The 22,862-nt window shown below is 65.6% G+C and carries 18 protein-coding genes; 6 read left to right on the top strand and 12 right to left on the bottom strand.

Annotated features, from left to right (window positions below):
* Nucleotides 1-149: 149 nt before the first annotated feature.
* A complete protein-coding gene (locus SCA01S_RS11095) occupies nucleotides 150-1,076 on the bottom strand; it encodes a CmcJ/NvfI family oxidoreductase (protein ID WP_062785505.1) in 927 nt (308 codons plus the stop codon).
* Nucleotides 1,077-1,210: 134 nt separating this feature from the next.
* On the opposite strand from SCA01S_RS11095, the gene SCA01S_RS11090 reads away from it, so the two are divergent.
* Nucleotides 1,211-2,728 (top strand): ABC1 kinase family protein, encoded by a 1,518-nt coding sequence (locus SCA01S_RS11090; RefSeq protein ID WP_062785663.1) that lies wholly within the window; start codon nucleotides 1,211-1,213, stop codon nucleotides 2,726-2,728.
* Here SCA01S_RS11090 and SCA01S_RS11085 read toward each other — a convergent pair whose 3' ends face one another.
* From SCA01S_RS11085 to SCA01S_RS11075, 3 genes are all read right to left on the bottom strand, one after another.
* A complete protein-coding gene (locus tag SCA01S_RS11085) occupies nucleotides 2,729-4,342 on the bottom strand; it encodes a mechanosensitive ion channel family protein (RefSeq protein ID WP_062785503.1) in 1,614 nt (537 codons plus the stop codon). It lies immediately after the preceding gene.
* A gap of 93 nt (nucleotides 4,343-4,435) precedes the next feature.
* Complete coding sequence (lepA, locus tag SCA01S_RS11080; protein ID WP_022676411.1) at nucleotides 4,436-6,238, bottom strand: translation elongation factor 4; 1,803 nt, start codon at nucleotides 6,236-6,238, stop codon at nucleotides 4,436-4,438.
* A gap of 149 nt (nucleotides 6,239-6,387) precedes the next feature.
* Nucleotides 6,388-9,060, bottom strand: coding sequence for an EAL domain-containing protein (locus tag SCA01S_RS11075; protein WP_062785501.1), 2,673 nt, complete (start codon nucleotides 9,058-9,060; stop codon nucleotides 6,388-6,390).
* A 195-nt stretch (nucleotides 9,061-9,255) separates the two neighbouring features.
* Between SCA01S_RS11075 and SCA01S_RS11070 the strand changes: the two genes are divergently transcribed.
* On the top strand, nucleotides 9,256-10,056 hold the full coding sequence (locus SCA01S_RS11070) for an alpha/beta fold hydrolase (RefSeq protein WP_231627500.1): 801 nt from the start codon (nucleotides 9,256-9,258) through the stop codon (nucleotides 10,054-10,056).
* A 17-nt stretch (nucleotides 10,057-10,073) separates the two neighbouring features.
* On the opposite strand, the gene SCA01S_RS11065 is transcribed toward SCA01S_RS11070, so the two are convergent.
* The 7 genes from SCA01S_RS11065 to SCA01S_RS11035 form a co-directional block, all read right to left on the bottom strand.
* Nucleotides 10,074-11,507, bottom strand: a complete 1,434-nt coding sequence (locus SCA01S_RS11065) for a globin-coupled sensor protein (protein ID WP_022676414.1) — start codon at nucleotides 11,505-11,507, stop codon at nucleotides 10,074-10,076.
* A gap of 184 nt (nucleotides 11,508-11,691) precedes the next feature.
* On the bottom strand, nucleotides 11,692-12,810 hold the full coding sequence (dnaN, locus tag SCA01S_RS11060) for a DNA polymerase III subunit beta (RefSeq protein WP_062785498.1): 1,119 nt from the start codon (nucleotides 12,808-12,810) through the stop codon (nucleotides 11,692-11,694).
* Nucleotides 12,811-13,051: 241 nt separating this feature from the next.
* Nucleotides 13,052-13,582, bottom strand: a complete 531-nt coding sequence (locus tag SCA01S_RS11055) for a hypothetical protein (protein WP_084390939.1) — start codon at nucleotides 13,580-13,582, stop codon at nucleotides 13,052-13,054.
* Entirely contained in the window at nucleotides 13,582-14,346 is a 765-nt protein-coding gene (fabG, locus tag SCA01S_RS11050) for a 3-oxoacyl-[acyl-carrier-protein] reductase (RefSeq protein WP_062785496.1), read from the bottom strand. The genes SCA01S_RS11055 and fabG overlap by 1 nt, the downstream gene beginning before the upstream one ends.
* 54 nt (nucleotides 14,347-14,400) lie before the next feature.
* Entirely contained in the window at nucleotides 14,401-14,793 is a 393-nt protein-coding gene (locus tag SCA01S_RS11045; protein WP_062785494.1) for a GxxExxY protein, read from the bottom strand.
* Between the two features lie 61 nt (nucleotides 14,794-14,854).
* Nucleotides 14,855-15,793: an ACP S-malonyltransferase gene (fabD, locus tag SCA01S_RS11040; protein ID WP_054130486.1), complete on the bottom strand. Its 939-nt coding sequence runs from the start codon at nucleotides 15,791-15,793 to the stop codon at nucleotides 14,855-14,857.
* Between the two features lie 32 nt (nucleotides 15,794-15,825).
* A complete protein-coding gene (locus tag SCA01S_RS11035) occupies nucleotides 15,826-16,659 on the bottom strand; it encodes an LD-carboxypeptidase (protein ID WP_062785492.1) in 834 nt (277 codons plus the stop codon).
* A 460-nt stretch (nucleotides 16,660-17,119) separates the two neighbouring features.
* Between SCA01S_RS11035 and SCA01S_RS11030 the strand changes: the two genes are divergently transcribed.
* Complete coding sequence (locus tag SCA01S_RS11030) at nucleotides 17,120-18,550, top strand: glutamate ligase domain-containing protein (protein ID WP_062785490.1); 1,431 nt, start codon at nucleotides 17,120-17,122, stop codon at nucleotides 18,548-18,550.
* A gap of 57 nt (nucleotides 18,551-18,607) precedes the next feature.
* On the opposite strand, the gene SCA01S_RS11025 is transcribed toward SCA01S_RS11030, so the two are convergent.
* On the bottom strand, nucleotides 18,608-19,126 hold the full coding sequence (locus tag SCA01S_RS11025) for a GNAT family N-acetyltransferase (protein ID WP_233250889.1): 519 nt from the start codon (nucleotides 19,124-19,126) through the stop codon (nucleotides 18,608-18,610).
* A gap of 328 nt (nucleotides 19,127-19,454) precedes the next feature.
* Between SCA01S_RS11025 and rpsA the strand changes: the two genes are divergently transcribed.
* From rpsA to gloB, 3 genes are all read left to right on the top strand, one after another.
* Nucleotides 19,455-21,155 carry a 30S ribosomal protein S1 gene (gene rpsA, locus SCA01S_RS11020; protein ID WP_054130489.1) on the top strand — a complete coding sequence of 567 codons (1,701 nt, stop codon included), beginning with the start codon at nucleotides 19,455-19,457 and terminating at the stop codon, nucleotides 21,153-21,155.
* Nucleotides 21,156-21,433: 278 nt separating this feature from the next.
* On the top strand, nucleotides 21,434-22,012 hold the full coding sequence (locus tag SCA01S_RS11015; protein ID WP_062785486.1) for a biliverdin-producing heme oxygenase: 579 nt from the start codon (nucleotides 21,434-21,436) through the stop codon (nucleotides 22,010-22,012).
* A gap of 86 nt (nucleotides 22,013-22,098) precedes the next feature.
* On the top strand, nucleotides 22,099-22,860 hold the full coding sequence (gene gloB / locus SCA01S_RS11010; RefSeq protein WP_062785484.1) for a hydroxyacylglutathione hydrolase: 762 nt from the start codon (nucleotides 22,099-22,101) through the stop codon (nucleotides 22,858-22,860).
* Nucleotides 22,861-22,862: the final 2 nt, after the last annotated feature.

Here is a 22,862-nt window from a genome sequence, read left to right as displayed (position 1 = left end):
GGCCGCGCGTGGAATGACAGGGCGAATTGGTTAAGCGCCCCCAAGCCAAACTTTGGTCACAAACGCATTGCGCAGAACCGAATGCCTCCCCTCCCGCAAGCGGGAGGGGCCTGGGGAGGGCACGTTGGCACACACACCCTATCCAAACGTCAGTCGAAATAGGCGATGCAACGCACCTCGATACTGCTGCGAACGCGCGTATCGGGCAGGCTGGTATCGTGGAACGCGGTGTGCGGGCAGCGCCAGGTCACGCTTTCATCGCTGTCGTTGAACTTGAACAGCAGCACGTCATCGGCCGCCATATTGGCAAAATACCACCAGCGATGCGCGGGCGAACAGCGGAAGATCGTCGCCGCGATCATGTTTTCCTCTCCCGCCACCGGCGCAGTCAGCGCGTCGCCTTCGGGAAATTCATCTACCACGAACAGGGTGTTGGATGCGGTTTCCGCCTCGCTCACGCTGCGCCCGTCGCACACCGCCAGGGGCCAGTCCTGCGGCCCCGGCGAAAAGGTGCGCCACAGCGAAAAGCAGATCGCGCGGGAATAGCCGCCATGATCGGCAAAGCGCTGGTCGTGCATGCGCCGTGCCGCGCGCCGCGCCGTGGGCCGATTGTAGTCCACGTGCGCTTCGCCCGCAGGCGGCTGGATGCCGCCATTGTGCTGATAATTGGCAACCTTTTCCCGCGCGCGGGCAGAAAGATCGGCCGAGGTGCGGATCATCCAGCCTTGCGCGGCCACGCGATTGGCCCCGCACAACTGCGCTACTAGGGCTTCCACCTCTGCCAGGTACAGCGCGTCAACCATCGCGGCATCGTGAAAGTCGTCCACCGCCGAACGGTGCTGGCCCATCATGAAACCATGGGTATCGAGCGTGAAGTGATCGCGCAGCGGCATGCCATCGCGCACCACCACGGCGTGATCGGTGTAAGTGCCGGTGTTGATCTCGGCACCCTGGCTGACATAGCGGCGGGTGACGAAATCCCCCTCCCCCAGATAGCGGATCATCGCCGGCGCCTGGCGCGCCGTTTCCTCGATCGGGTCGAACACATCGGGGCGGGCATGCAACGCGGCATCCATGGCAGATCCTCTCGCACCGCAGGGCGATCTGGCGCACCCTACGTGTTCGTCAACCTAACAATTGTTAGCGAGTGAGTCCAGCCATGCCGCACCCCAAGGTTGCGCGCGGCAATCGCCACCCTACCTTGGCTGGCATGACCCTGCCCTTCCCTGGCCGCGCGGCCGACAGCGCCCGCCTTGCCGATATCACCCGCATTCTTGCCCGCCACGGGCTCGGCTGGCTGGCGGCACGCTTCATGCCTGGCAGCGGCGCGGCAGAGACGCCCGACGGCGATCCCGCCACCACGCCGCGCCGGGTGCGCCTGGCGCTGGAAGAACTGGGCCCGGCCTGGATCAAGCTGGGGCAAATCCTGGCGACGCGCGCCGATCTTCTGCCCGCGCCATGGATCGCAGAACTGGAGCAGTTGCAAAGTCAGGCCCCCACACTGCCCTTCCCCGCGCTGCGCCCCGATCTTGAGCAGGCGCTGGGTGCACCACTGGAAACGTGCTTTGCCACGTTTGATGAAATCCCGCTGGCCGCCGCCTCGATGGCGCAGGTGCACCGGGCGACGCTGCCCGATGGCACCCCGGTCGCCGTCAAGATCCGCCGGCCCGGCATCACTGGCCCTATGCTGGCGGACCTGCGCCTGATCGCGGGTGCCGCTGCCCTCGCCGAGCGCACCAATGCCCAGGCGCGGCAGTTGCGCGCCGGAGCGATGGCGGCGGAACTCGCCGATGCCTTGCGCCAGGAACTCGATTTCACCGTGGAAGGCCGCAATGCCGACAGGCTGCGCGCCGATTTTGCACGCAATCCGCGCGTGGTCGTACCCAACATCCATTGGCCGCTCAGCAGCGAAAGCGTGCTGGTGATGGATTTCGTGGCCGGCGTTGCCCCCACCAGCAGCCAGGCTTTGCGCGATGCCGGTATCGATCCGGCCAGCATCGCCGCGCTGGGTGCCAACGTGGTGCTGGACATGGTCCTGATCAACGGCCGCTTCCATGGCGATCCGCACCCCGGCAACCTGCGCTGCCTGCCCGGCAATGCCATTGCCCTGCTCGACCTTGGCCTGGTTGGCCAGGTATCGCCCCGCCGGCGCGAGGAGTTCATCCGCTTTACCCAGGCGCTCGTCGCGCGCGACGATGCCGCCATGGCCGACGTTCTCACCACCTGGGATGAAAGCGGCAGCGCGTCGGCATCAGCCGTGGCCGCCGCGGCGCGCCGCCTGGTCGAAACCCACGGCGGCGAGAGCCTGCGCCTGGCGCCAATGGTTGCCGATTTCCTGCCCTTGCTGCGCGACACCGGCATCGTCATGCCATCAGACCTGCTGCTGATCTTCAAGGCGCTGGTCACGATCGACGGCGTGCTCAGCCGCATCGAACCCGGGTTTGAACTGTCGGCCGCGCTGCGCCGATCTACCCTGCGCCTGGTTGCCGCGCGGCTGTCGCCCGATCACTGGCAACCGATCCTGCGCGCGCTGGGGCTGGAACTGGCCCATCTCGGCAATGACGCACCGCGCCTGTTGCGCGCCGGGGTGCAGCGCTTGACCGAGCCACCGGCGCCGATCGAACCAGCCCCGCAATGGGCCGCCCTGGTCCGTCCGCTTACGCGCGCGATCTGGGGTGCGGGGGTGCTGGTCGCCGTGGCTGTGGTGGCATCCCGCCTGATCGGGTGATCACGCCGCGCTCGGCGGCACTTCGGCAGCAGGCAACGGCATGCCGCCCTGGACCATGACCGAGCGTGTCGGCTGCGCCAGCACGATGCCGGCGGCCTCGAACTGTTCCATGATCGTCAGCAGCACGTCCTGCCGCACCGCCATCGCCGCGTTGTAATCCGGCCCCGCCAGGTAAGACCACACGTCGATGGTCAGCGCCGTGTCGGCAAAGTTGGTGAACGTGGCGCGCACGCCATCGTTGAGCACGCCATCGTGATCGAGCAGCGTCTGGCGCACGATGTCCACCGCCTCGCGCACCTTGGCGACCGGCAGGCCATAGGCGATGCCGATCGTGGGATTGAACAGGAAGCGGTCGCGCGTGGCAAAGTTCTCGATCTGCCGCGCGGCAAAATCGCCGTTGGGAATGGTGACCAAGGTGCGGTCGTTGGTGCGGATGCGCGTGGAACGGATGCCCACGTCTTCCACCGTGCCCGAAACATCGCCAACCTTGCAGAAATCCCCGACCTGCACCGGCTGATCGGCAATGACCGTGACACTGCCGACCAGGTTCTCGACCGTCTTTTGCGCGCCCAGCGCCAAGGCGATGCCGCCAATGCCCAGCGCCGCAATACCTGTAGTAACATTGATACCAAACGTATCAAGAACACCCACCACCGTGAAGGCCAGCAGCAACAGCTTGGCCCCGCGCCGCAGTAGGTTGACCACCGAGATCACTTGGCGCCGCTGGTGATGGCGCAGGCGCCGAGTTGCCAGTTCGGCAATGGCATCGATCAGGCGCAGCGCAAACCACACCAGCGCCACCAGGCCCACCGTGCCGCCATAGCGCAGCAGCGTTTGCCGGGCGACGATGGCCACGGGCAGGCGGTTGGCCCACATGAAGAAGATCATGATCGACAGAAACAGGCTGAGCGGTGGCAAGGCCGCTGCCAGGAAGCGATAGACCGCGCTATCCTGGAACTGCGGGATCAACCGCCGCACCACCAGCAGGATCAGCGCGGCCAGCAAACGAAACGCGGCAAAACTGGCCGCCGCCAGGCCCAGCAGCAGCGCCCAATCGCCGATCGGCGCACCGCCGACCATCCAGCTATCCGGGTTGTTGCTCGCCACCGGCGCGTCGCGCGGCACGTCGGCTTTGGCCAAAATCTGCAAGGTTTCAGGAGCAACACGCCAGACCACCACCTGGCCCTGCTGGCTGCTGGCCAGCAAGACCGGCACCTTTTGATCGCCCACGCGCATCGTGCCGACCTGCTCGCGGTTGAACGGCAGATCGTCGTTCAGATCGCCCACGGCATCGTTCGACAGGGCGCCAAACGCGCGCAGCGCACCACCCTTGTCGAGCAGCACCTGCAACCGCCGCGCCAGTTCTTCGGCGCCATTGGCCAGGCGCGGATTGTCCAGCCGCACCGACATGAAATGTGCCGCACGTTCGTAATCGCGGCCAGCCAGCGCCTGGATCAGGCCAGCTACCGCTGATCGCGGGGTTTCGCGCCCATACGGGTCACTGGGTGCGACCGGGCTAGACGCTGCCGCAGGCGTCAACTGCGCGTGGGCCAGCGGCGCGAAGCCCAGCAACAGCGCGATCAGGGCAAATCGGAACAGGCGAACGATGAGCAAAGGGCCTCCGGTATTGCTGCAGGAGCGAACGCTCCCACCCAACGTAACCGGATAGCGCGCGGTTCGGTTCCCCGGCCCGCGGCAGATACGCCCCTATTCCTCGCCCATGCGCAGCGCGGCGATGAAGGCTTCCTGCGGAATCTGCACGTTGCCGTATTCGCGCATGCGCTTCTTGCCTTCCTTCTGCTTTTCCAGAAGCTTCTTCTTGCGGCTGATGTCACCGCCATAGCACTTGGCAGTCACGTCCTTGCGCATCGCGGCAATGGTTTCGCGCGCAATCACCTTGGCGCCGATCGCGGCCTGGATCGGAATCTTGAACAGATGGCGCGGGATCAGGTCCTTCAACCGCTCGCACAGCCCGCGCCCGCGCGCATCGGCCTGGCTGCGGTGCACGATCATGCTCAAGGCGTCGACCGGCTCGTTGTTGACCAGGATGTTCATCTTGACGAGGTCGCCCTCGCGCAGGCCGATCTGCTCGTAGTCGAAGCTGGCATAGCCACGGCTGATCGACTTGAGGCGATCGTAGAAATCGAACACCACTTCGTTGAGCGGCAGTTCATAGTTCACCTGCGCGCGCCCGCCGACATAGGTCAGCCCGGTCTGAATGCCGCGGCGATCCTGGCACAGCTTGAGGATCGAACCGAGGTATTCGTCGGGCGTATAGATCGTCGCCTTGATCCACGGCTCTTCCATGGTGTCGATCTTCACAACATCGGGCATGTCGGCCGGGTTGTGCAGTTCCATGTGCGAGCCATCGGTCATGGTCAGACGATAGACCACCGACGGCGCCGTGGTGATAAGGTCGAGATCGTATTCGCGGCTCAGGCGCTCCTGGATGATTTCCAGGTGCAACAGGCCCAGGAACCCGCAGCGGAAACCAAAGCCCAGCGCCGCGCTGGTTTCCATTTCAAAGCTGAACGAGGCATCGTTCAGCCGCAGCTTGCCGATCGAATCGCGCAGCTTTTCAAAATCGGCGGCATCGACCGGGAACAGCCCGCAGAACACCACCGGCTGCACTTCCTTGAAGCCCGGCAGCGCTTCGCTGGCGCCACCCTTGACCGTGGTGATCGTGTCACCGACGCGGGCCTGCGCCACTTCCTTGATCTGCGCGGTGATAAAACCGATCTCGCCCGGCCCCAGTTCGGCCAGTTGCTCGATCTTGGGCCGCATGCAACCCACGCGATCGATCAGGTGTTCGGTGCCACCGGCCATGAACTTGACCTGCAAGCCCTTCTTGATCACCCCGTCGATCACGCGCACCAGGATGACCACGCCGAGATAGGGGTCGTACCAGGAATCGACCAGCATGGCCTTCAACGGCGCATTGCGATCGCCGCCCGGGGGGGGAATGCGCGCCACCACGGCGTCGAGCACTTCCTCAATGCCGATGCCGGCCTTGGCGCTCGCCAGCACGGCCTGGCTGGCGTCGATGCCGATCACTTCCTCGATCTCGTGCTTCACCTTTTCCGGCTCGGCCGCGGGAAGATCGATCTTGTTGATCACCGGCACGATCTCGTGGTCGTGCTCGATCGACTGATAGACGTTGGCCAGGGTCTGCGCTTCCACGCCCTGGGCTGCGTCCACCACCAGCAGCGCGCCTTCGCACGCCGCCAAGCTGCGGCTCACTTCATAGGCAAAGTCGACGTGGCCGGGCGTGTCCATCAGGTTGAGCTGATAGGTCTGCCCATCCTTGCCCTTGTAATCCAGGCGCACGGTCTGTGCCTTGATGGTGATCCCGCGCTCGCGCTCGATGTCCATGTTGTCGAGCACCTGCGCGGTCATCTCGCGCTCGGCCAGGCCGCCCGTATATTGGATCAGGCGGTCGGCCAGGGTGGACTTGCCATGGTCGATGTGGGCAATGATGGAAAAATTGCGGATCAGCGCGAGGTCGGTCATGCGCCGCCGTTAGCAGGCCCGTTGCGCGCTGTCATCAGGCGCAATGGGCAGTTTCGGCGGGAGTTATCAGGGTCGCTAACATGCCCTCCCCCAGCCCCTCCCGCACGCGGGAGGGGCTGGGGGAGGGCATGTTAACGCTCCAAAGCCCCTCACCCCACCTTGCGCTGCAAGGGCCGCTCCAGCACCGGGGCCAACGCCGGCGTGCGCACCTGGACCACGGCAATGCGGCCATCGTCATCGGCCTTGAGCGGGGCAGCAAATTCCACGCCCATGCGATCGTCGTTGCTCCAGCGGCAGGTGCCCGTGACCACGTGGCCATCGGCGAGCTGGATGCGAAACACCGTGCCTTCCGGCACATTCCACAGCCCCTCGATCAGGGCGCCGGTCATCGAGATGTTGCGCACCATGCCGTTGTATTTGTGCCCGGCATTTTCCAGCACGACCTTGCGCAGCATCGACTGGCGGCTGGCACGGGCCGAGCGCGGCCCCTGGGCCACGGCCACCAGCCCAGTCGAAAGCCGCGCCGCAGCGTTGACCGCCGAGAGCGGCCGTTCATAGATATAGCCCTGCACATGGCTGCACCCAAGCATGCGCACCAGGTCCAGCTCGTCCAGCGTCTCCACGCCCTCTGCCGTGGTTTCCATGCCCAGCGCTTCGGCCAGGCTGACGATCGAGGCGATGATCGCGCCATTGCGGCTGCCCGGCTGGGTCGCCCCGCGCACGAACGATTGGTCGATCTTGATCTTGTCGAACGGGGCAGAGCGCAGATAGCCGAGCGAAGAATAACCGGTGCCGAAATCGTCGAGTGCCAGACGCACGCCGATCGATTTCAGCTGCTTGAACATCTGGTCGGTGCCCTCGTCGTTGTTGAGGAACACGCTTTCGGTGATTTCCAGCTCCAGCCGCTCGGGCTCCACTCCGGCGTGGGCCAGGGCGGAAGTAACGATCGTGGGCAGCGCCGGATTGGCAAACTGCAGTGGCGAGACGTTGACCGCCACGCGCACGTCCTGCGGCCACTGCGCCAGATCCTGGCACGCGGTGCGCAGCGCCCATTCGCCGATCGCGGCGATCAGCCCGGTATCCTCCGCAATGGGAATGAACTTGGCCGGCGAAATGAAGCCGTGCTGGGGATGGTGCCAGCGCAGCAGGGCTTCAAACCCGGTGATCCGCTCGGTCGCGGTCTGTACCACCGGCTGGTAATACAGCTCCAGCCCGCCATGGGCCACCGCATCGCGCAGTTCCTCTTCCAGCTGGCGCCGCTCCTCGGCATCGCTGTGCAGGTCTGCGGCATAGAAGTGATAGCGCCCGCGCCCGCCGTCCTTGGCGGCATAGAGCGCCAGATCGGCGTTGCGAATCAGCGCCTCGCTGGTCACGCCATCATCGGGGGCAATGGCAATGCCCACCGATGCGCCGATCATCACGCGGTTGCCGTCGATGGCATAGGGCGCGGAAAGCTGTTCGATTACCTGGTTGGCAAGGTAGGCCAGATGGTCGCGCTCGATCTTGCCGGGCATGATCACCTGGAACTCGTCGCCGCCCAGGCGCCCGACGCGGCCGACATTGCCGATCACGCCTTCCAGCCGCTGCGCTACCTGCTTGAGCAGCGCATCGCCGGCCGGATGGCCCAGCGTATCGTTCACCTGCTTGAACCGGTCGAGATCGAGCAGAAACACCGCGCAGGCACGGTGCTGCACCTGCGGCGCTACCAGGATCTTTTCCAGCGTCTGCGACATGCGCAGGCGATTCGACAGGCCGGTGAGCGAATCGAATTGCGCCAGGCGCGAGGCATGCTCGGCCGAGCGGCGCTTTTCGGTCAGATCGGTGCCCGAGCCCCGAAAGCCCTGGAAATTGTTGAACGTGTCATAGGTCGGGCGGCCATTGATCTGCCACCAGCGCTCTTCCATGTCGGTTGCCGCGCGCACGGCCAGTTCGGAAAAGCTCGATCGCGCCGAAAGATGAAAGGCCAGCGTGCGCTCACCCTCGCCGGCCTGGTCGGCCAGGTTGAACAGTTCGGGAAATGGCCGGCCGATCAGTTCTTCCACGCCGCGCCCCAGGATCTGGGCGACCGGGCGCGAAAGATAGGTGATCTGGCCACGCCGATCGGTTTCCCAGAACCAGCCTTGGCCGGTTTCCTCGTAATCGGCCAGAATCTCCTGCGCGCGGGTCTGGATGCGCGTTTCGATTTCCATCTGCTCGCGCGCGCGCGCTTCGATTTCGCGCTGGCGGAAATAGGCTGCCACCGCCACGGCCAGGCCAATACCCAGCGTGACCAGCCCGCCCAGGCGGTTTGCCGCACAGGCCACCCCGGCCCAGATCGACACTTGCGCCACCAGCACGCTGGCCAGTTGCCCGCTTTCGAACACGGTGGCGAGCAGCGACACGGTTACCAGCAGGGCCAGCCCCTGCAACCACGGCACGGCGCCGATCTCGGCCCAGTGGCCCACCGCCGCGCCAAACAGAAACATCGGCATGCCTACGGCCAGCGCCATCAGCAGCATGCGCGGTGCGGTGCCGACGATACCAGCGTTTTCCACCCGCACCGCCAGCGCGCCGAGCAACGCCAGCATGACCGCGGTGATTCCCACCGACACCACGATGCCATCGGGAATCACCCCGTTAAGCAGCGCCAGCCCGGCAAGGCCCACCGCCATCGGCGCTGCGATCTGCGGCCATTCGCGCGCGATCAAACGGTTGGCCATCCGCGGGTTTGGCGCGTGGCTGGCCGGCACGCGTTCGCGCCGCCGCTGCGTGCGTGCAAAGTCACGGCGCTCCTCGCCCCGCGCTTCGATTTCGATCTGCTCTGCCCCGGATACGTCTGCCATGGTTACCCGCATGCCCGAACGGCTTTGAAAAACCGTTAAGCAGGCCTGACGAAGCGACACGAAATCTGCCCACTTTTACCTCCGTAATGAACCTGCTAGGCGGCATGCCGGACGTGGGTGGGACTTTATCAGGGCGAACGTTGGCGGGATTGCCGGCGCACAGGCGCCATGCACCCGGCAGGAGATGACGGGATCGTGGCGAGTTTTACCGCTGATTTTTCGATGGTTGGCGTTGCTGGCCGGCGCCTGCGCCTTGGCCAGTGGCATGTCGGCGCCCAAGGTGCGCGTCCGCTGGTGCTGCTGGGCGGCATCGGCATGAACATGGAGTTGCTCGAACCGGTGGTTCGCGCCCTGCCCTGCCGCCGGATCATCAGTTTCGATATGCCGGGCATCGGCAAGTCACCCGATCCGATCATTCCCTATACCATGCCGTGTATCGCGCTCACGCTGGCCGCGCTGCTCGATCGCCTGCATCTCGATGCGGTAGACGTGCTGGGCATCAGCTGGGGCGGCGCCGTGGCGCAGCAGTTCGCGTTCCAGCATCGCGCCCGCATCGGCCGGCTGGCGCTGGCCGCCACGGCCGCCGGGGCGGCGATGGTGCCCGGCAATCCCGCGATCATGAGCCACATGGCCGATCCGCGCGAATATACCGTCGCGCGCACCCTGCAGCGCAACCTTGCCTCGCTGTACAATGGCGGTGGCCACCAGGCAGTATCGCTCAATGCGGCCATGCCGCCCTCGCCGGTCGGCTGGGCTTGCCAGTTGGCCGCTTTTTCCACCTGGAGCAGCGCACCGTTCCTGCCGCTGCTGGCCCTGCCCACTCTGGTCATGCATGACGAGGAAGACCAGCTGATCCCGCCGGCCAATGCCCAGTTCCTGCACGGCGCCATCCCAGGCAGCCGGCTGGAAATGTTCAAGGGCGGCGGGCACTTGTTCATGCTCGCCGATCCCGAAGGCTTTGCCGCCACGCTGCGCGGATTTCTCGACGCGGCGTGACGGGCCTCTGCGCCGCGTCAGGCCGCGCGCCGCGTCGCCTTGGCCTGGTGTGGCACCAGGCCTTCCACGCGGAAATGGCCCACGAGATCGGCCATGCGATCGGCCTCTCCAGCCAGGCTGCGTGATGCCGCCGTCGCTTCTTCCACCATGGCCGCATTCTGTTGGGTCATCAGGTCCAGTTCGTTGACCGTGGCCTGAATCTGCCGGATATTCGCGGCCTGTGCCCTGGCGCCCTCGGCAATGTTGCTGGCCACGTCGGCAATCGCGCCCACCCGGCTGACGATCCGCTCGAACGTCTCGCCAGTCTGGTCCACCAGCGTCACGCCGCGTTCCACCTGGACAGAGCTTTCGCCGATCAGCTTCTTGATATCGAGCGCCGCCTCGGCCGATCGCTGCGCCAGCGCGCGCACTTCGTTGGCGACCACGGCAAAGCCGCGCCCGGCATCACCCGCCCGCGCCGCTTCCACCCCGGCGTTGAGCGCCAGGAGGTTGGTTTGAAAGGCGATGCCATCGATCACCGCGATGATCTTGCCGATCTCGGCGGCAGAGCGGTGAATGTCGTTCATCGCCTGCACCGCTTCTTCCAGCACGCCGCCGCCCTGACGCGCGTCACCATGGGCGTCCTGCACCGCCGAATGCAGCTGGGTCGCTTCTTCGGCCGTCTTGCCCACCGTGCCCGCCAGCGTGGTGATCGAGGCCGAGGCTTCTTCGAGCGAGGCTGCCTGCTGCTCCGTCCGCCGGGCAAGATCGTCCGAAGCCTCGCGAATTTCCTTGGCGCCGGTGTCGACTGCGCGCGAAGTCTGCGAGACCGCGCCCAGCGCGCCGCTCACCTTCTTGCGCATGGTTTCCAGGTCCGCTTCCAGCGCGGCATAGGCTTCGGGCAGGCCGGTCAACGCCACGGTAAAATCGCCCTCGGTCATCTTGCGCACGGTATGGCCCACCTGGGTAACCACCGCCTGGCGCTTGGCATCTTCCGCCTGGAAATAGGCAGACAGCGCCACTTCCATATCGAGCAGCGCCATCTTCACCAGCGTGGCCACGGCCTTGGCGCGGCGGCTGCCCAGCTTGCCCAGGCCGCGCCCCAGAAACCGCACGATCACCTCGTCCAGCACCGAGGCATAGGCACCGATATACCAGCCCGGCTCCAGCCCGATTCGCGCGTGAACATCCCCGATGCGCTGGGCGCGTTCGGCATAGGCCATGCCGGGCGTGCCGCTGAACATGCTGCCCCAATGCTCGATCTGCTTGTCCCGGGCATGGGACATGGCGGCGCGCGAAGGGAAGAAGCGCGCCGTTTCCGGCGTCAAGGCAATGCGATCATACAGCCGTTCCAGCGCCGGCGGAGCCAGGCCGTCCATGGCGCCGGCAATCTGGCCAAACCGGGCCACGTCATCACTGCTGATGTTGAAGAACGTCAGCTTGCGGTCAACGTCCTGCTGGGTAAGCGCCATGGGATCTACCTGTCTAACTCCGATGCGACAGGCATAGGCGCAGGGCGATCAAGACCGCTGAAAAGGCATATAGGGATTTGCCCGAGGTGCCGGCAGCCGCCCGCGTTGCCGAAACGCGAAAGGGGCGCGATCAGCCTGGCCGATCGCGCCCCTTTGGTATGTTGCCGGGCTGGCCTGCCCCGCGTCAGACGCGCATCGGCATCAGCACGTAGAGCGCGGGCGACTTGTCATCCTTGCGGATCAGCGTCGGCGCGCCGGCATCGGCCAGGTGCAGCTCCACCGTGTCGCCGTCGATCTGGCTGAGGATGTCCTTGAGATAGTTGGCGTTGAAGCCGATCTCGAAGCCTTGCGCGGTGTAGTCTGCCGGCAGTTCTTCAGCCGCGGTGCCGTTGTCCGGGCTGGTGACCGACAGCGTCACGCGGTCGGTTTCCAGCGCCATCTTCACCGCGCGGGTCTTTTCGGTGGCGATCGTCGCCACACGGTCCACGCCTTCATAGAAGCTGCGCGGATCAAGCTTGAGCAGCTTGTCGTTGGCGGTGGGGATCACGCGGCTGTAATCGGGGAACGTGCCGTCGATCAGCTTGCTGGTCAGCACCACGCCGTGTTCGCCGCCCAGGGTAAAGCGCACCTTGCTGGCCGACAGATCGAGCAGCACATTGGTATCGAGCACTTCTTCCAAAAGCTTGCGCAGTTCGCCCACGCATTTGCGCGGCACGATCACGTCGGGCATGCCCTCGGCGCCTTCGGGGCGCGTCAGGGTGTAGCGGGCCAGGCGGTGGCCGTCGGTGGCGGCCGCTTTGAGCACTTCATCGGCCACGTGGAAGAAAATCCCGTTGAGGTAGTAACGGGTTTCCTCGGTGGAGATGGCAAAGCGGGTGCGGTCGATCAGTTCGGCCAGCACGCGCGCGGGAATTTCAAAGCTGGTCGGCAGGTCGCCTTCGACGATCACCGGGAAATCGTCGCGCGGCAGCGTGGGCAGCTGGAAACGGCTGCGTCCGGCCTTGACCACCATGCGGTTGTCGGCGGTTTCCAGGCTCACTTGCGAGCCATCGGGCAGCTTGCGCGCGATATCGAACAGCAGGTGCGCCGAAACCGTGATCGCGCCCGGCCCCTCCACCGAAACCGCCGGCATCGATTCCACGATCTGCAGATCAAGATCGGTGGCCATCAGGCGCACTGAATTGTCGGCCGACGCCTCGATCAGCACGTTCGACAGGATGGGAATGGTGTTGCGGCGTTCGACAACCGACTGGACGTGGGACAGGCAGCGCAGAAGAGTCGCGCGTTCAATGGTCGCCTTCATTCTCGTCTCGATCCCCAGTCTCGTAACCCGGCTGCTTCAGAACCGATCTGAAACAGGCCGGACTGGACGGACAGGCGCCGTCCGGGTTAGCTGCACACCAGAAGGCCATGGAATCACAGCCAGCAGCGTTGCGTTTCGGACCACCTTTCTTAGCGTGGAGTGCCCCTTGGGCAAGGCTCCCCATGCATGGCCCAAGTGAAACTGTGCATAAATGACCCGAAAACTCGAAAAAAATGCCGTTTCAGTCCAGATCGCGCTGCCCATCGAACATCAGGGCGGTGGCAACGATCCAGCCGGTGATCAATTGCCAGCCTTGGGATGTCACGCTGGCCGGGGGCTTGCCCGCCTTGTCCAGCGCCTCGCTCACGATGCGCAGATCGCCCGGCGTCACCTTGTCGGCCGGGTTGTTGGTGTTGCCAGGCCCGATATCGAGCGCCCGGTCGATCAGCGCCGAGGCGATGCCCAGCGCCGCCAGGCGGCCATCGAGCGCATCGCGACCCATGCGGCCCCAAGTATAGCTGAAATAGGCATCGCGCTGCTTGTCGTTCAGCAACTGGTCGGCCGCGCAGGCATCGGTGATCGCGCGCAGATCGGCCTGCGTCGCATTGGCCGCGGGGGTGCCGGGCGTCAGGATGGCATCGGCCACCTTCTGGTCCAGCCCCTCGGGCGCGGCCTTGATCGCGCAGGCCAGCGTTTCGGGCGGGCGCGCCAAGGCTGCGGCCGGCACCGCCAGCCCAGCCGCCACTACGGCCAGCACCCACCCGCCGCGCATCAGGCGAACATCGCCATGCCGCCGTTGACGTGCAGCGTCTGCCCGGTGACGTAGCCGGCTTCCTTGCTGGCAAGATAGGCCACCGCCGCGCCGATATCCTGGCCTTCGCCCATGCGGCCCATCGGAATGCGGCCGTTGAGCGCATCCTTCTGCGCATCCGGCAACACATCGGTCATCGCGGTGCGGATGAAGCCGGGCGCCACGCAGTTGACGGTCACGTTGCGGCTGGCCAGTTCCTGCGCCAGGCTCTTGGACATGCCGACAAGGCCAGCCTTCGCCGCGGCATAGTTCACCTGGCCGGGGTTGCCCGTGGCACCCACCACGCTGGTGACCGAGATGATCCGGCCAAAACGCGCCTTCATCATCGGCTTGGTCGCGCTGCGCATCAGGCGGAACGCCGCTTCCAGGTTCACGCGGATCACCGCGTCCCATTCGTCGTCCTTCATCCGCATCGTCAGATTGTCGCGGGTGATGCCGGCGTTGTTGACCAGGATGTCGATCTTGCCGAGCGTATCGAGCGCGGCAGGCACCAGCTTTTCCACCTGTTCGGCGTTCGACAGGTCGCAGGTCACTTCCACATGGTCGTGGCCATAGGTCTCGTTCAGCTCTTCACGAAACGCGCGCAGCTTGGCCGGGTTCGTCCCCGAAAGCGCCAGCCGCGCCCCCTGGCGGGCCAGCGCATGGCTGATCGCCGAACCGATACCACCAGCAGCGCCGGTAACCAGGGCAGTCATGCCGGTCAGGTCAAAAAGACGGTTTTCCATAATCTTGGCTCCGATTTCAATAGTTCGCGCAGAGGCGCGGAGGCGCAGAGAAGGTCAGGACTGAGGGCTATAGCTATTGACCAGCCGCCGGATACCTTCCTTCATCGTTTCGCCCGAAAAATTCAGCAACAAGCCAACCGGCAGTTTCATCAAGCGCAGATACGTCAGCACCTGTTTGGCATGTGCCGGACTGAGTTTCTCCACGGACTTGATCTCTACGATCAACCTGTCTTCGATAATCAGATCGGCCCGAAAAGCTGCCGGAAAGCGCATTCCATCGAATTCGATATCGACCGGCTTTTGCCGGTCAACCTTGTATCCACGTCGTTCCAACGCAGCGGCAAGCACGACTTCATAAACGCTTTCCAACAGTCCGGGACCGAGCTCCTTGTGAATGCGCATCGCGGCATCGACCACGTCGCCGCTGATGGAGTCGATTGCCGTCATGCACTTCCCCTCCGCGCCTCTGCGCCTCTGCGCGATTCATTTTGCCTGATCTGCTTGGCTCTCAGAGATCCTTGGCCAGGGCTTCGATGTCGGCCATGGTGATCACGCTGGTGACGGAGAGATCGGCCCCGGCCGAGCGGGTGATCATCGGTGCCAGCACCTTGCCGCCCAGTTCGACGAACGCCTCGACGCCGGCGTCCTTCATCGCGATCGCGCTTTCGCGCCAGCGCACGCGGCCAGTGACTTGCTCTACCAGCAGTTGCTGCACCTGCGCCGGATCAGTGACGATGGAGGCGGTCACGTTGGCGAACAGCGGCACGCGAAAGGCCTGGGGCGGCGTGGCGGCCAGCGCCTGGGCCATGGCATCGGCGGCCGGCTGCATCAGCGGGCAGTGGAACGGGGCCGACACCGGCAGCAGCACGCCGCGCTTGATGCCATGCTCCTTGACCAGCGCCACCGCGCGCTCGATCGCGCCCTTGTGCCCGGAAAGAACCACCTGGGTGGGATCGTTGTCGTTGGCCACGGTGCAGACTTCACCCTGCGCAGCGGCTTCGGCCAGCGCGGTGGCCTTGTCGATATCGGCGCCAAGCAGTGCGCACATCGCGCCTTCGCCCACCGGCACGGCGGCCTGCATCGATTGCCCGCGCAGCTTGAGCAGGCGGGCGGTATCGGCCAGCGAAAACGCACCGGCAGCGCACAACGCGGTATATTCGCCCAGGCTGTGCCCTGCCACGAAATCGGCCTTGTCGGCCAGCTGGATGCCGCCTTCCTTTTCCAGCACGCGCAGCACGGCGATGGCATGGGCCATGATCGCGGGCTGGGCATTTTCCGTCAGGGTCAGCGCATCATCGGGGCCCTGGGTCATGATCTGGAACAGCTTCTGGCCGAGCGCGTCGTCCACTTCCTCGAACACTTCGCGCGCGGCGGTGCTGGCGGCGGCAAGCTCGGCGCCCATGCCCACCTTCTGGCTGCCCTGCCCCGGAAAAACGAATGCCCGCATTGATCGATGCCTCCTGAAAACTGGCGCGCGCCCTATTGGCCCGGCGGGGTTCCTGCAAGCCCGAACGGCACGATGCGATTATCGCCATCATGCCCGATATCCGCGCGGCCGAGGTAAGGCAGGCCAGTACGCGCGCACCAATGCCGCGCCATATCCTCTACCCCGATGCCAAAAGGTCTATCGTTTTCAGGCACCTGCGTCACACGACCGAGCCGCAGGCCGGCCACCTTCATGGCCGCCAGCCCGGCGCTGACATGAAACAGCAGGCGATCGACGGCATAGTCGTATTCGCTCACTTCTTCCACCATCACCACATGCCCGGCCAGATCAGGCATCACCGGCGTGCCCATGATCATCGACAGGGTCATGAGGTTGAACGCCACCACAGGCTCTGCCGCCGGGATCGTCGGCTCCAGCCCGGCACTATCGCCCTGCAGCCAAGCCAGCACGCGGCGCACCGCCGCCTCGCCGCCATCGCGCCGCACATCGGCCGGCATCGGCGCATGGACCGAGCGGCCCACTTTGGCGCGATAGAGCGCGGCGAGCATCACCCCGCCATCCGAATAGCCGAGATAGGCCTTGTTCTGCGCCGCCGGTGCCAGGAGGCCGATGGCATCCTGCGCAATCCGCCCCGCGCCATAGCCGCCGCGCGCAAACCACACCGCGTCAAACCCGGGATCATTGGCGCATTCGACAAATGCGTTCAGACGCTGCTGGTCGGTTCCCGCAAAATGGCCACTTTGCGCAAAGCATTGTTCGTGAAAGTGGATTTCTAGTCCGGCCCGCTCGGCCACCAGAGCGGCAACCCGCCCGGCATCGGCGCGATCGAACGGGGCGGACGGGGCACAGACGGCAATGCGCAACATGGGCGCGGTGTTATCGCCTGCGCGGGGGTTCGTCTATCACACATAGTTACCCAAACCTTGCCTGAATACTTAGCACGCAAATTGCGGGAAAGGTTTCCGCTCCAGCCGCGTTAGGTGGCATGACGGGGCCGAACGGGCACCCTGGCAAGCCAGCTGGCCTGCCGGGCGTGGGCCGCTCCGGTGCTGTCACACCTTGCGCCTTTGACCGCATCGCGGACCAGGCGTCGGGCGAAACGGGCTTGGCCGAACCGATGCCGACGCTTGCCGTGGCACTGGCTCCGACCTTGCCCTCGCGCCCGCAAGCCTGGTCCGGAAAAGAGCCTGGCCGAACCCTGCGCCCCGTGCGCCCGGCTCCGGCCAGCCTTTTCATCCCTGCGCTGCTGCGGCCAGACGCGGCCGCGGGGCAAACCGGTCGCAGCGATCTTGCCACGCCCCCTGATTGCTGTAGTGCCCTGTGCCCATGGCCCACACTGCACCTGCGCCAGATGGCGCGCTAACTGCCCATCCCTGGTTCTTTTGCGGCATCGGCGGATCTGGCATGCTGCCCCTGGCGCTGATCCTCAAGGGCGCAGGCGCGCAAGTGGCCGGGTCTGATCGCAGCCGCGACCAGGGCCGCACGCCCGAAAAGTTCGCCTGGCTGGAAAGTCTGGGCTTTGCCCTGTTCCCGCAAGACGGCAGCGGCATCACCTCGGCCGACCAGGCGCTCGTTGCCTCAGCTGCGGTGGAAGACACCGTGCCCGAAGTGGTGCGCGCCCGCGACCTCGGCTGCCCGCGCTTCACCCGTGCGCAATTGCTCGCTCGCCTGTTCAACGCCGCGCCGATCGGCATTGCCGTGGGCGGCACCAGCGGCAAGTCCACCGTCACTGGCATGATCGGCTGGATGCTCACGGCCTTGGGCCGCGATCCCACGATCATGAATGGGGCGGTGATGAAGAACTTTGCCACGCCTGACGCGCCCTTTGCCTCGGCCCGGGCGGGCCAGGGCGGGCTGTTCGTTTCGGAAGTCGATGAAAGCGACGGCACGATCGCGCTCTATCGGCCGCAGATCGCCGTGCTCAACAACGTCAGTCTCGATCACAAGAGTCTGGAGGAACTGCGCGATTTGTTTGGCAATTTCCTCGCCATGGCAAGCACGGCGGTGATCAATGCCGATGACGCGGAAAGCATGGCCCTGGCCCACCGCGCGCGGGCCACGGTCACCTTCGGCTTTGCCGATACCGCGATGATCGGGGTCGTGCCCGCCAGCGTGGTGGAAAGCCCGACCCGCATTGCCGCCACCGTGGTCGACCGGCGCAGTGGTGCGCAGCACGATATCACGCTGGCCGTGCCGGGCCGGCACAACCTGGCCAATGCCCTGGCAGCTCTGGCCGCAGCCGATGCGGCGGGCCTGCCGCTGGGCGAGGCCGTGGCGGCCCTGAGCGGTTATGCCGGGCTCGCCCGCCGGTTCGACATTGTCGGCACCAGCGCCAGCGGCGTGACGGTGATTGATGATTTTGGCCACAACCCGGAAAAGGTTGCCGCCACCCTCGCAACGCTCAAGGCCCATCCCGGCCGCGTGCTCGCGCTGTTCCAGCCGCACGGCTATGGCCCGCTGCGCCAGATGGGCGCGGAACTGGCCGAAGTGCTGGCCACGCGATTGAGCGCCGAGGATCGCGTGATCCTGACCGACCCGGTCTATTTTGGCGGCACGGTGGATCGCACACAAGGGTCTGAACGCATCGTCGGCCTGGTCAACGCGCATGGCGGCCAAGCCGAACACGTGGCGGAGCGCGCCGAGGCCGGCCAGCGGCTGGCGGCCCTCGCCCGTCCGGGAGACCGGATCGTGATCATGGGCGCGCGCGACGATACGCTGTCAGCCTTTGCCCGCGACGTGCTTGGCAGCCTTACCTGATCGCATGGACCGGTGCGTGCCCCTCCCCAGCCAGGCCGGGGGGGCACGCGCCACATCTTACCCCAGCCGCTTTTCCAGCATGACGAGGTGCGGATCGCCCTCAACACCATGGGCGATGAAGCCATAGTCCTTTTCCAGGTCGATCGCGGCCTGGTTGGCGCGGTCCTCGATCGCGATCACGCGGTCCAGCCCGCGCCGTTCGCCTTCGTGGGCCAGAAGGTCGAGCATGGCCCAGCCCACGCCCTGCCCGCGAAAATCGCCGCGCACCGAAACCGCCACTTCACCGGTTTCCATCGCCGCATCGCAGGCCAGCATGCCCGACGCCACCAGATCGCCGCTTGCCTGGTCGAACGCCAGGAAGCTTTCGGTGCGCCAATGGTCCACCCGCGTCATCGGCAACAGCCGCTGGTGATCGAGATGGCCGGCAGCTGCAAGAAAGCGAAAGCGGCGGTCTTCGGGCAGCACGGCATCGAAAAACGCAGCCAGCGCATCTTCGTCTTCGGCAAAGGCCTGCCGCACGCTTAAGGTCACGCCGTGGCGGGTGACAACGGTGGCGGCGCGGGCCAGGGCAGCCATGGGGGGCGGTGTTTGGGTGGCAGTCATTGTGGCAACTCCCGTCGTGCGGATTGGATGCTCGATCCCTAGTCTGCCCGCGCGCCGATCACCTTGACCTTGAGCAAAGCGGGCATTTGCAAAACACGCGGTTTTGCTTGCATTTCACTGGGGGCAGGCCTAAGCGCGCCAGGTTCTTTCCCGAGAGGGACAAGAATGCCTGCGCGGGCATCCGGCCCGCATGGGCGGATCGGCCCTTTTGGCCCATTATCCTGCATGGGGCAGGTGATGGAGAAAAGACCGGCGGAACCAACCGCCTGGCCGGAAACATCGATATCAGGAAGACTTTTTCATGTCGACCAACCCGACGCGCGACGATTTCGCCGCGCTGCTTGACGAATCGCTTGGCGCTGGCGCCACCGGTGGCTTTGAAGGCCGCGTCGTCAAGGGCACCGTAACCGCCATCGAAAACGACAAGGCCGTCATCGACGTGGGCCTGAAGAGCGAAGGCCGCGTGGCCCTGCGCGAATTCGCCGCCCCCGGCCAGCCGCACGGCCTCAAGGTCGGCGACGAAGTCGAAGTGTTCGTCGACCGCGTCGAGAACGCCGAAGGCGAAGCCATGCTCAGCCGCGACCGCGCCCGCCGCGAAGCCGCCTGGGACAAGCTCGAATCCGAATTCGGCGAAGGCAAGCGCGTTGAAGGCGTGATCTTCGGCCGCGTGAAGGGTGGCTTCACCGTCGACCTCGACGGCGCCGTGGCCTTCCTGCCCGGCTCGCAGGTTGACATCCGCCCCGTGCGCGACGTGACCCCGCTGATGGACATGCCGCAGCCGTTCCAGATCCTCAAGATGGATCGCCGCCGTGGCAACATCGTCGTGTCGCGCCGCGCCGTTCTGGAAGAAACCCGCGCCGAACAGCGCTCGGGCCTGATCCAGAACCTCAAGGAAGGCCAGATCATCGACGGCGTCGTCAAGAACATCACCGACTACGGTGCGTTCGTTGACCTCGGCGGCATCGACGGCCTGCTCCATGTCACCGACATGAGCTACAAGCGCGTCAACCACCCGAGCGAAGTGATCGCCATCGGCGACACCGTGCGCGTCCAGATCATCCGCATCAACCAGGACACGCAGCGTATCTCGCTGGGCATGAAGCAGCTGGAAAGCGATCCGTGGGATGGCGTTGCCGCCAAGTACCCGGTTGGCGCCAAGCTGCGCGGCACCGTCACCAACATCACCGAATACGGCGCCTTCGTGGAGCTGGAACCGGGCATCGAAGGCCTGGTCCACGTTTCGGAAATGTCCTGGACCAAGAAGAACGTCCACCCCGGCAAGATCGTTTCGACGAGCCAGGAAGTCGACGTCATGGTTCTGGAAGTCGACAGCGACAAGCGCCGCATCAGCCTGGGCCTCAAGCAGGCGCAGCAGAATCCGTGGGAAGGCTTTGCCGAAAAGCACCCGGTCGGTTCGATCGTGGAAGGCGAAGTCAAGAACGCCACCGAATTCGGTCTGTTCATCGGCCTGGATGGCGACGTGGACGGCATGGTTCACATGTCCGACATCGCCTGGGGCATCTCGGGTGAAGACGCCCTGGCCCTCCACCGCAAGGGTGAGCAGGTCAAGGCCGTGGTCCTCGACGTCGACGTCGACAAGGAGCGCATCTCGCTCGGCATGAAGCAGCTCGAAAAGGGCGCTCCGGCTGCTGGCGGCGTTGCCACCTCGGGCTCGCTGCGTCGCGGCGAAGTCGTCACCGTCACTGTCCTCGAAGTCCGCGATGGCGGCCTCGAAGTGCAGGCTGGCGAAGACGGCGCGACCGGCTTCATCAAGCGTTCGGACCTGGGCCGCGATCGTGACGAACAGCGTCCCGACCGCTTCCAGGTTGGCCAGAAGATCGACGCCATGGTCACCGGCTTCGACCGTTCCAAGAAGCCCAACTTCTCGATCAAGGCCCGTCAGCTGGCCGAAGAAAAGGAAGCGGTGGAACAGTACGGTTCGTCGGACTCGGGCGCTTCGCTCGGCGACATCCTCGGCGAAGCCCTCAAGGCTCGCGGCTGATCCCGGCCTGGCGGGGGCCATGCGGCCCCTGCCAACCGAGAGACCGAAAAAGCCCGCCTGGCACCGCGCCGGGCGGGCTTTTTCATGCAGTGGCGTTTTCGGAGCACACCGCCTACGTTAGATGCATCATACGACGCCACCTCCGCGTTCCGTTCGCCCTGAGCTTGTCGAAGGGCTGTCGCAACTCAGCGCTGCGCTTCGCGTCCTTCGTCCAGCTCAGGACGAGCGGAGCATGGTACACATTCCATCCCTACAGATCCCGAGAATAGACCGCGCGCATGCCCTCACCCACCCAGCCCCATCCCGGCCGCGCCCAGCGCCTGCGCGAGGCGACGCGCGATGTGCATGCGGCGCTGGATGCGGCGCTGATGGCGCGGGAAAGTTTTGCCAGCCGCGAAGGCTATGCCAGCTTCCTGGCCATGCAACTGGGCTTTCACCGCACGGTCGCGCCGCTCTATGGCGATGCCGCGCTGCAGGCTGTCCTGCCCGGCCTGGCAGACCGCTGCCGGCTGCCGCTGGTGCTGCAAGACATGGCTGATCTTGGCCTTGATGCGCCCTCCCCTCCACTGCCGGCCCCGCCGCAGCCCACGCTCGGCGCCGCGCTGGGATGGCTCTATGTGGCCGAAGGCTCGAACCTGGGCGCGGCAGTGCTGCGCAAGCTGGTCATGCGCATCGGCCTCTCCGACACATTCGGCGCCCGCCACCTGGCGCCATGGGGCGATGGACCGGCCGCGCATTGGCGCGATTTTACCGACGCGCTCGATGCCGTACCCCTCGATGCCGGGCAGGAAGCCGAGGCGATTGCCGGGGCGCGCCAGGCCTTTGCCCATGTCGCGCGCCTGGCCCGCATCGACTGAGCAGTGGCGCCGCGCCGGTTAACCGCCGTTTGCCGTCTTTTGCTTTGCAGCATTTCCGCTATGAGGGAACGCGAGGAGCGAGGGCGATGATCGAAGTTCACCAGTTTCCCTGCCTGTCTGACAACTATGGCTACCTCGTGCATGACAGCGCGAGCGGCGAAACCGTGTGCATCGACACCCCCGATGCCGATCGCTATCTGGCCGAGGCGGCCGCGCGCGGCTGGCAGATCACGCAGATCTGGAACACCCACTGGCATGCCGATCATGCCGGGGGCAACGCGGCGATCAAGGCCGCCACTGGCTGCACGATCAGCGCGCCGGCCCAGGAAACCGCAAAGATCGCGGGCGTTGACCGCGCCGTCGATGGCGGCGACACCGTGCGCCTGGGCGATCACGTGGTGCAGGTGCTGGCCGTGGGCGGGCACACGCTGGGCCATGTCGCCTATCACCTGCCCGATGCCGGCCTGGCTTTTGTCGGTGACGCGCTGTTTGCGCTGGGCTGCGGGCGCATGTTCGAAGGCACCCCGCCGCAGTTCTGGGCCAGCCTCACGCGCCTCAAGGCGCTGCCGGCCGAAACGCTGGTTTACTGCGCGCACGAATATACCGCCAGCAATGCCCGCTTTGCCGTGCACGCCGATCCCGACAATGCCGCGCTGGCCGCCTATGCGCAGGATGTTGCTGCCCGGCGCGCGCAGGGCCTGCCAACCGTGCCCACACCGCTGGCGCGCGAATTAGAAACCAACCCCTTCCTGCGCGCCGACGATCCCGTCCTGCAATCCCGCTGGGGCGGCGGCGACGCCGTTGCCACCTTTGCCGCCTTGCGCGCGGCCAAGGACAGCTTCCGCTGACT

It is taken from the genome of Novosphingobium capsulatum NBRC 12533 (assembly GCF_001598375.1).
GTDB classification, from domain to species: Bacteria; Pseudomonadota; Alphaproteobacteria; order Sphingomonadales; family Sphingomonadaceae; genus Novosphingobium; species Novosphingobium capsulatum.
This window is presented reverse-complemented; position numbering and strand designations above follow the sequence as displayed.

Coding starts and splice junctions, on each gene's coding strand:
- lepA (WP_022676411.1), bottom strand. CDS start 6,238: ATGACCGACCTCGCGCTGATCCGCAATTTTTCCATCATTGCCCACATC.
- gloB (WP_062785484.1), top strand. CDS start 22,099: ATGATCGAAGTTCACCAGTTTCCCTGCCTGTCTGACAACTATGGCTAC.
- SCA01S_RS11035 (WP_062785492.1), bottom strand. CDS start 16,659: ATGTTGCGCATTGCCGTCTGTGCCCCGTCCGCCCCGTTCGATCGCGCC.
- SCA01S_RS11025 (WP_233250889.1), bottom strand. CDS start 19,126: ATGGCTGCCCTGGCCCGCGCCGCCACCGTTGTCACCCGCCACGGCGTG.
- SCA01S_RS11045 (WP_062785494.1), bottom strand. CDS start 14,793: ATGACGGCAATCGACTCCATCAGCGGCGACGTGGTCGATGCCGCGATG.
- SCA01S_RS11030 (WP_062785490.1), top strand. CDS start 17,120: ATGGCCCACACTGCACCTGCGCCAGATGGCGCGCTAACTGCCCATCCC.
- SCA01S_RS11065 (WP_022676414.1), bottom strand. CDS start 11,507: ATGGCGCTTACCCAGCAGGACGTTGACCGCAAGCTGACGTTCTTCAAC.
- rpsA (WP_054130489.1), top strand. CDS start 19,455: ATGTCGACCAACCCGACGCGCGACGATTTCGCCGCGCTGCTTGACGAA.
- fabD (WP_054130486.1), bottom strand. CDS start 15,793: ATGCGGGCATTCGTTTTTCCGGGGCAGGGCAGCCAGAAGGTGGGCATG.
- fabG (WP_062785496.1), bottom strand. CDS start 14,346: ATGGAAAACCGTCTTTTTGACCTGACCGGCATGACTGCCCTGGTTACC.
- dnaN (WP_062785498.1), bottom strand. CDS start 12,810: ATGAAGGCGACCATTGAACGCGCGACTCTTCTGCGCTGCCTGTCCCAC.
- SCA01S_RS11090 (WP_062785663.1), top strand. CDS start 1,211: ATGACCCTGCCCTTCCCTGGCCGCGCGGCCGACAGCGCCCGCCTTGCC.
- SCA01S_RS11055 (WP_084390939.1), bottom strand. CDS start 13,582: ATGCGCGGCGGGTGGGTGCTGGCCGTAGTGGCGGCTGGGCTGGCGGTG.
- SCA01S_RS11015 (WP_062785486.1), top strand. CDS start 21,434: ATGCCCTCACCCACCCAGCCCCATCCCGGCCGCGCCCAGCGCCTGCGC.
- SCA01S_RS11095 (WP_062785505.1), bottom strand. CDS start 1,076: ATGGATGCCGCGTTGCATGCCCGCCCCGATGTGTTCGACCCGATCGAG.
- SCA01S_RS11075 (WP_062785501.1), bottom strand. CDS start 9,060: ATGGCAGACGTATCCGGGGCAGAGCAGATCGAAATCGAAGCGCGGGGC.